The 6,907-nt window shown below is 62.9% G+C and carries 9 protein-coding genes; 8 read left to right on the top strand and 1 reads right to left on the bottom strand.

Features of this window, described 5'->3' with window-relative positions; genetic code table 11:
- Together ACXJ7R_RS21030 and ACXJ7R_RS21025 are read left to right on the top strand one after the other, a co-directional pair.
- Positions 1-289 (top strand): MarR family winged helix-turn-helix transcriptional regulator (locus ACXJ7R_RS21030; RefSeq protein WP_457153526.1); only part of this gene is annotated, 289 nt, incomplete at its 5' end.
- A 189-nt stretch (positions 290-478) separates the two neighbouring features.
- The gene (locus tag ACXJ7R_RS21025) at positions 479-880 is read left to right on the top strand and encodes a hypothetical protein (protein ID WP_457153525.1); all 402 of its coding nucleotides are present in this window, start codon (positions 479-481) and stop codon (positions 878-880) included.
- 28 nt (positions 881-908) lie between these two features.
- Here the strand turns inward: ACXJ7R_RS21025 and ACXJ7R_RS21020 are convergent, their stop codons facing one another.
- Complete coding sequence (locus tag ACXJ7R_RS21020; protein ID WP_457153524.1) at positions 909-1,442, bottom strand: hypothetical protein; 534 nt, start codon at positions 1,440-1,442, stop codon at positions 909-911.
- A gap of 373 nt (positions 1,443-1,815) precedes the next feature.
- Between ACXJ7R_RS21020 and ACXJ7R_RS21015 the strand changes: the two genes are divergently transcribed.
- The 6 genes from ACXJ7R_RS21015 to ribD all read left to right on the top strand — a co-directional run.
- Positions 1,816-3,069: a L,D-transpeptidase family protein gene (locus ACXJ7R_RS21015; protein ID WP_457153523.1), complete on the top strand. Its 1,254-nt coding sequence runs from the start codon at positions 1,816-1,818 to the stop codon at positions 3,067-3,069.
- Positions 3,070-3,181: 112 nt separating this feature from the next.
- The gene (locus ACXJ7R_RS21010; RefSeq protein WP_457153522.1) at positions 3,182-3,424 is read left to right on the top strand and encodes a hypothetical protein; all 243 of its coding nucleotides are present in this window, start codon (positions 3,182-3,184) and stop codon (positions 3,422-3,424) included.
- Positions 3,425-3,607: 183 nt separating this feature from the next.
- On the top strand, positions 3,608-4,921 hold the full coding sequence (glyA, locus tag ACXJ7R_RS21005; RefSeq protein ID WP_457153521.1) for a serine hydroxymethyltransferase: 1,314 nt from the start codon (positions 3,608-3,610) through the stop codon (positions 4,919-4,921).
- Positions 4,922-4,993: 72 nt separating this feature from the next.
- Complete coding sequence (locus ACXJ7R_RS21000; RefSeq protein WP_457153520.1) at positions 4,994-5,632, top strand: hypothetical protein; 639 nt, start codon at positions 4,994-4,996, stop codon at positions 5,630-5,632.
- Between the two features lie 159 nt (positions 5,633-5,791).
- Positions 5,792-6,271 (top strand): transcriptional regulator NrdR, encoded by a 480-nt coding sequence (gene nrdR / locus ACXJ7R_RS20995; protein WP_095081151.1) that lies wholly within the window; start codon positions 5,792-5,794, stop codon positions 6,269-6,271.
- A gap of 2 nt (positions 6,272-6,273) precedes the next feature.
- Positions 6,274-6,907, top strand: a 634-nt coding sequence (ribD, locus tag ACXJ7R_RS20990) for a bifunctional diaminohydroxyphosphoribosylaminopyrimidine deaminase/5-amino-6-(5-phosphoribosylamino)uracil reductase RibD (RefSeq protein ID WP_457153519.1), incomplete at its 3' end; no start/stop codon positions are given.

Genomic DNA, 6,907 nt, shown 5'->3' with positions numbered 1-6,907 from the left:
GCGTTCGCGCGGCTACTATCTCGGCTCCAACGTCTCCTACAATCTGAAGAAGCTGGTCGATCTCGGCTTCATCAACCACCAGCGCTCGCGCATCGACCGCCGGTCGGTCCGCGTCTCGCTGACGCCGAAGGGCAACGAGGTGGCRGACGTCGTCGCCGGTCTTTATGAGCGCCATGTCGGCTCGATCGAGCAAGTCGGCGGCATCAACACCGACGAGTTCAAGCAGATGAACCGCGCGCTGCAGCGGCTCGATCGCTTCTGGAACGACACAATCGCCTACCGGATGTAAGCCGGCGCATCGGATCTGGCCCGCGCCACAGAAGCGCGGCCGAAATGTCGACCTCTGGTCAAGGCCGGTGCCGAAAGGCATCGGCCCTTTTCTTTTCCTGATTCCGAAGCCCAGGCGCCCGGTCGACACTAGTCCGCCAGGTTTGCTTTCGCCACAGCAGTGCCTAATGTCACGGCCCGGAGGGGGCGCATGATGGGTTTGGGAAAACGCTCGAAGATCTGCTCGGTTGCCGCAGTGCTTTTGTTGGTCCCGCAAATGGCTTTTGCCGAGGAGTGGTGGAAGGATTCTTTCGCCTCGGAAGGCAGCGCTCCGTGTGACAACAATGACTCGATCGTGACGTTTACCGACAAGGCAGTCGAGATGTGGGAGGTCGGCTGCACATTGGACAAAATTCAGAAGATCAACCGCCTGGATGTCGTCATCCTGGACATGTCGTGTACGGATGGTGAAAGCACAGACAAGAGGCGGGAACTGTTGCTCAAACTGGAGGATAACAAGGTTCTGCGCTATCCCCAGCATGAGGTGTTGCAACGATGTTCGGAATTGAAGGCGCAGCCAAGTCCGGCCCCAAATGTTGAAAATCCGCACTGAGATCGTGAGATAGTCAGCCCAGATAGGATCACGGCTTCAGCGGGCAGAATTTCTCGTGGAAATAGGCAAGCGCCTGTTCGGCGTGGCCGGGCTCGCCGAAGAACGGACCGATTGCTTCGGGCTCGCGCGTCAGGTCGCAGCTGCCCTCGGTGTCGGTCGTGCATGTCTTCACCAGCCCCTTCAGCGCGATGGTTGCCGGCGGATTGTCGAACGACAGGCCGTTTACGCCGCCAAGCCGCAGTTCGTAGCTCAGGCGGTAGTAGATGGCGCCGTCCTCCTCGAACTGCTGTTCGGCTCTGTAGGTGCAATCATCCAGCCGGGTCACGATGAACCTCAGCGTTTCGGTTTCGTCGCCGACCTCGTTCGGGCCAGTGCTGGTGCAGACCGCCGGCGATCGGGAAACCTGCTTCAGCGGTTCGTCGGTCTGCTGCCCGTATTTGGGGATCGCGCCCTGTTCCAGGCCATGCACGAAATAGGCAACCGTTTCCTCCGGCGTCGGGGTGCGGTCGTTCGGACCTGCGGCCAAGGCGAAGGCCGCGACGATAGAAAGGACACCAGGCATGGTCTCGTTCCTCGCGTTGGACTAGCTTGTCAGTGTAGCATCAAGGGCTTGTGGCAATCGGTCGATATCGCGGCCGGCGACCCGGATCGGTGCCGAAAAAGCACGGGCTTTTCATTTCGCTGCACCGCCCGATGCAAATCGCGGGCCAAGGCCACGTTGCCGCCATATTCCAATGGAACCGAGGATGCCGGTGATGCTGTGGTGAAGGCCGAGCGTTCACCCGGAACCCGTGTCGCGGCTCAAGCGTTTGTGGCCGAACTGATACGGACATGGTTGGCTAATTGTTAAGATTGCCAACTCTAGAGTGCGGGCAACATCGCCCTGAAAACCGAATGCAGCAAGATCGAACGCTACAAGAATGTCTGGAACGTCCATGAGAACCAGCCGCCGTTTTTTCCTTTCCGGAGCCTCCGCGCTCGCAGCCGCGATGGTCGCCGGCGGCGCCAATGCGCAGGATGTCATCGGTGATATCCTGAAATCCTCGGCGCGCGGCAATTGGGACGACCAGTTCGACGCCCGGGCCAGCGAGGGCGGCAAGGTGGCCTCGACGCTGCCGATCTTCAGCCCGCAGACCGTCGCCTTTACCGAGCAGGCGGTGGCGCAATACCAAAACATCGTCAGCCAGGGCGGCTGGGTAGAGGTGCCCGCGACCAAGAAGTTGCAGCTCGGCGTCGATGATCCCGATGTCGTGCCGTTGCGCAAGCGGCTGATGGTCTCTGGCGACCTGTCGCAGAGCGCCGGCATTTCGACGGCCTTCGATTCCTATGTCGACTCGGCGGTCAAGCGCTTCCAGTTGCGTCACGGCCTGCCCGCCGACGGCTCCATGGGCAAATACACCTACTTGGCGATAAACGTTTCGGCGCAAATCCGGCTTGGCCAGCTACAGACCAACCTGCAGCGGCTGAAGGAGAAGGCTGGCACGCTTGGCAGCCGCTACGTGCTGGTCGACATTCCGGCGGCGCAGATCGAAGCCGTCGAGAATGACCGCGTCGTGCTTCGCCACACCGCGATCGTCGGCAAGATCGATCGCCAGACGCCGATCGTCAATTCCAAGATCAACGAGATCATCGTCAATCCGTACTGGAATGCGCCGGTCTCGATCGTCCGCAAGGACATCATTCCGCTGATGCGGAAGGATCCCAACTATTTGAAGGACAGCCATATCCGGCTGTTCGCTCCGGACGGCAGCGAGGTCGACCCGCTCAATGTCGACTGGTCGACCGACGACGCCGCCAAGTATCGCTTCCGCCAGGATCCAGGCGCGGGCAACGCCATGGCGTCGGTGAAGATCAATTTCCCGAGCCCGGACGGCGTCTACATGCACGACACGCCGCAGCAGAGCCTGTTCGGCAAGATGATGCGTTTCGATTCCTCGGGCTGCGTGCGCGTGCAGAATGTGCGCGACCTCGTCACCTGGATCCTGCGCGACACGCCCGGCTGGGACCGTCAGCATTTCGAGGCGACGATCAAGACCGGCGAAAACACGCCGGTCGAGGTCACCAACCCGGTGCCGGTACATTTCCTCTATCTCTCGGCCTGGTCGACGGGCCCGGGCGTCGTGCAGTTCCGCGACGACGTCTACGCGCTCGACGGTGCCAACGAGCTGCAGATCACGTCTTCGCTTTAACTAACTGATTTTTTTACCAGAAGAGGCCGCCGGTTAAGGCGGCCTTTTCGTTGCTCGGATTGCCTGCGCCTTTTCGCGGGAGGGCGGCTGGACGGATCGGCCGGCTTTGCGCATGGTCGGCGGACAAGTCTGGAACCGGACCATGGATGTCGCCGTCTTCATTCTGGTTGTGCTCGTCTTCGTCGCCGTTTCCGGCGCGCTGGTGCGCCTGGTGCGGGTGCCGTTGCCGGTGCTGCAAATTGCCATAGGTGCCGCACTCGCCTGGCCGGTGCGCGAGATCAACGACCACGCGGCGCGGGCGCTGTTCACCGAGATCACGCTTACCGAGGCCTTGCTGAAGGGGCGGCAGGCGTGAAAATAGCACGCTCGTTGCCTCGCTGGCGCAAACCGGCCAGCAAATTTCGCGCCGCAAACGTGGCGGGGCGAAAACAACTGTGTTAATGGCGCGGCGAATGCATGTCGCCCAAAAGTGTGCAGCGGTTTTGGGACAGCGACATGCATAAATCAAAATTGCCCCCGAACCCAAGGATTTCAGGCCATGGCATCAGCAGCGGCAGTGTCGAACAAATTTGARTCCTTCTTCGAAACCACGCTGGAAGATGCCGACCCGGAGATTTTCGGCGCCATCCGCAACGAACTCGGTCGCCAGCGCCACGAGATCGAACTGATCGCCTCTGAAAACATCGTCTCGCGCGCCGTGCTCGAGGCGCAGGGCTCGATCATGACCAACAAATACGCCGAAGGTTATCCGGGCAAGCGCTACTATGGCGGCTGCCAGTTCGTCGACGTCGCCGAGGAACTTGCCATCGGGCGGGCCAAAAAGCTGTTCGGCTGCAACTTCGCCAACGTCCAGCCGAATTCCGGCAGCCAGATGAACCAGGCGGTGTTCCTGGCGCTCTTGCAACCCGGCGACACCTTCATGGGGCTCGACCTCAATTCGGGTGGCCACCTGACCCACGGTTCGCCGGTCAACATGAGCGGCAAATGGTTCAAGGTCGTGTCCTATGGCGTGCGCCAGGACGACCATTTGCTCGACATGGACGCCATCGAGAAGACCGCCCATGAGACCAAGCCGAAGCTGATCCTGGCCGGTGGCACCGCCTATTCGCGTGTCTGGGACTGGAAGCGTTTTCGCGAGATCGCCGACGCGGTTGGCGCCTATCTGATGGTCGACATGGCGCACATCGCCGGTCTCGTCGCCGGAGGCGTGCATCCGTCGCCACTGCCGCATGCCCATGTGGTGACCACCACCACGCACAAGTCGCTGCGCGGCCCGCGCGGCGGCATGATCCTGTGCAACGACGAGGACATCGCCAAGAAGATGAATTCTGCGGTGTTCCCCGGCCTGCAAGGTGGCCCGCTGATGCATGTCATCGCCGCCAAGGCGGTGGCCTTCGGCGAAGCCCTGAAGCCGAGCTTCAAGGTCTATGCCGAGAGCGTCGCCGCCAACGCCAAGGCGCTCGCCTCCAGCCTCAAGGAAACCGGCCTCGATATCGTCTCCGGCGGCACCGACAACCATCTGATGCTGGTCGACCTGCGTCCCAAGAACGCCACCGGCAAGCGCGCCGAGGCAGCGCTCGGCCGCGCCAACATCACCTGCAACAAGAACGGCATTCCGTTCGACCCGGAAAAGCCTTTCGTCACCTCGGGCGTGCGCCTCGGCACCCCGGCGGGCACAACGCGCGGCTTCGGCCAGGCCGAGTTCCGCGAAATCGGCAAGCTGATCGCCGAAGTGCTGGATGGTCTGAAAGTCGCCAATTCCGACGAGGGCAATGCCGCTGTCGAAGCGGCGGTCAAGGCCAAGGTTGTGGCGCTGACCGACCGCTTTCCGCTCTATCCGTATCTCGGCTGACGAGATAGGACGTCTCACCACCTTGCCGCGACGGACAAGCGTCGTCGCGGCAAGGCTGCGACAGGAGCCTTGATGATGCGAATTGTCCGTCTCGCCGACCTTGCCATCGTCGGCGTCCTGGCTGCTTCGATTGTCTTGCCGCTCTCCGGCATCGCCTCGGCGCAAACCGCACCTGCGCAACCGGCACCCGCCCAGGCCGCACCGGCGGCACCCGCCCCGGCGGCGCCCAAGCTTGAAACCTTCGGCAGATGGTCGACCCTGGTCGACGAGGTCGATACCGGCGAGGATATCCGCAAGACCTGTGCAGCCTCGACCGCCTTTGTCGGTGCCCGCGGCGAAAGCGGCACTCTGACGCTTATCATCACGAACGGCGATGCGCTGCCGCCGGCTGCCTACCCGTCCGTGACCATAGCGGTCGACAACTCGGCGCTGCCAACCGGCAAGTCGGTCGCGGCAACCTTTGGCGATGACAAGGGCCACGTCGCCGCCAAGCTCCATTCCGACGCCACCGTGGGCGGCCGGCTTAGCTGGACCGTGGACAATCAGGCCAAGACCAGCCTGGCGCTCTTGCGCGTCATGCGCCGCGCATCGGTGCTCGATGTGTCCTTTGGCGACGCGCCGGTTGGAAGCATAGCCATGGACGGCTTCACCAAGGCCTATCGCAGCCTCGGCGCATCATGCGGGTTTGCGACCACCGACGTCGCCCCCTGACGGCATCGCTGTCCAGCCGCCTGGCGGCGCTGGCAATCTTGCTTGCAGCTCGCTATCTCTCAGGGCGAGCGGCTCTGAGGGGCGAGGGGCTGCTTTGCCATCGTTGCAAAAACCTCTAAGCCTTTCGCTTCACCAGATTCGCCAACCAAAGGCTTCTCCATGCGCTGTCCGTATTGCCAGTCAGAAGATACGCAGGTGAAGGATTCGCGCCCCGCCGAGGATGGCGCCGCGATCCGCAGGCGGCGCGTTTGCCCCGATTGCGGCGGCCGCTTCACGACCTTCGAACGCGTGCAGCTGCGCGACCTCGTCGTGGTCAAGAAATCCGGTCGCAAAGTGCCGTTCGACCGCGACAAGCTGTTGCGCTCGGTGGAGATCGCCGTTCGCAAGCGCAATGTCGATCCCGAACGCATCGACCGCGCTGTGACCGGCATCGTGCGCCAGCTCGAAAGCTCCGGTGAGACCGAAGTGGCCTCCGGCGAGGTCGGCCGGCTGGTCATGGACGCGCTGAAGTCGCTCGACGATGTCGCCTATGTCCGCTTCGCCTCGGTCTACCGCAATTTTCGCGAGGCCAAGGATTTCCACGAATTGCTCGGCGAGCTCAAGGGGGACGAAATCAAGGGCGAAGAGGACGCCGGCTGAGTATGATTGCAAGCGACAGACAGGCCGGCCTCGATCGCCGTTTCATGGCAGCGGCGCTCCGCCTTTCGCGCAAGCATGCCGGGCGCACCGCGACCAACCCATCCGTGGGCACGCTGATCGTGCGCGACGACGGCGATGGCCCAATGATCGTCGGCACCGGCGTCACTGCTGTCGGCGGCCGCCCGCATGCCGAGACCGAGGCGCTGGCCGAGGCCGGCGCGCTGGCGCGCGGCGCCACCGCCTATGTCACGCTGGAACCTTGCGCCCACCATGGCCGCACGCCGCCCTGTGCCAACGCGCTGGTCAACGCGGGTGTCGCGCGTGTCGTCGGCGCTGCCAGCGATCCCGATCCGCGCGTGTCCGGCCAGGGCTACGCGATCCTGCGCGCCGCCGGGATCGAAGTGGTCGAGAAGGTGTTGGCGGCGGAAGCTGCCGAACAGATGGCCGGCTATTTGATCAGGTCGTTGAAAAAACGCCCCGAAGTGATTCTCAAGCTTGCGCTTTCCAGCGATGGCAAGATCGGCAGGGAAGGCCAAGGGCAAGTGTCGATCACCGGCGATGTCGCCCGTCGCGAAGTGTATCTGATGCGGGCCGAGGCCGACGGCATATTGGTCGGCATCGGCACCGCCCTTGAGG

This window comes from Mesorhizobium sp. P5_C1, from assembly GCF_054049815.1.
This window is presented reverse-complemented; position numbering and strand designations above follow the sequence as displayed.

Coding starts and splice junctions, on each gene's coding strand:
- ACXJ7R_RS21025 (WP_457153525.1), top strand. CDS start 479: ATGATGGGTTTGGGAAAACGCTCGAAGATCTGCTCGGTTGCCGCAGTG.
- ACXJ7R_RS21000 (WP_457153520.1), top strand. CDS start 4,994: ATGATGCGAATTGTCCGTCTCGCCGACCTTGCCATCGTCGGCGTCCTG.
- nrdR (WP_095081151.1), top strand. CDS start 5,792: ATGCGCTGTCCGTATTGCCAGTCAGAAGATACGCAGGTGAAGGATTCG.
- ACXJ7R_RS21020 (WP_457153524.1), bottom strand. CDS start 1,442: ATGCCTGGTGTCCTTTCTATCGTCGCGGCCTTCGCCTTGGCCGCAGGT.
- ACXJ7R_RS21015 (WP_457153523.1), top strand. CDS start 1,816: ATGAGAACCAGCCGCCGTTTTTTCCTTTCCGGAGCCTCCGCGCTCGCA.
- ACXJ7R_RS21010 (WP_457153522.1), top strand. CDS start 3,182: ATGGTCGGCGGACAAGTCTGGAACCGGACCATGGATGTCGCCGTCTTC.